2 rRNA genes are annotated in these 331 nt (G+C 56.2%); both read left to right on the forward strand.

The features are described from left to right. Positions 1 to 60, forward strand: a 16S ribosomal RNA gene (locus FOI68_RS23085); the annotation flags it as partial. 195 nt (positions 61 to 255) lie between these two features. After that, positions 256 to 331: ribosomal RNA gene (gene rrf, locus FOI68_RS23090) — 5S ribosomal RNA — on the forward strand; the annotation flags it as partial.

Consider the following 331-nt stretch of genomic DNA (forward strand, 5'->3'; position numbering starts at 1 on the left):
ATTGGGGTGAAGTCGTAACAAGGTATCCGTACCGGAAGGTGCGGATGGATCACCTCCTTTCTACGGAGCTTTGGCTGCTCAACGCCTACTCGCTGTTCAGTTTTGAGGGAGCATGAAAGCTTCTCTCATAAGGAAGGCCTGCTAAAAGCGCGACGTCCTGTCGGTCGACTAAAAGCGCCAACGTCCTGTTGGCAACGTCGACACTAGCACTTCCTGTGCGTCGCAACGCAGGCACTAGCACATCCATGTGCGTCGTCTGGTGACGATAGCGGAGGGGACACACCCGTTCCCATTCCGAACACGGCCGTTAAGCCCTCCAGCGCCGATGGTA

The organism is Brevibacillus sp. LEMMJ03 (assembly GCF_007197875.1).
In the GTDB taxonomy this organism is placed as follows: domain Bacteria; phylum Bacillota; class Bacilli; order Brevibacillales; family Brevibacillaceae; genus Brevibacillus; species Brevibacillus thermoruber.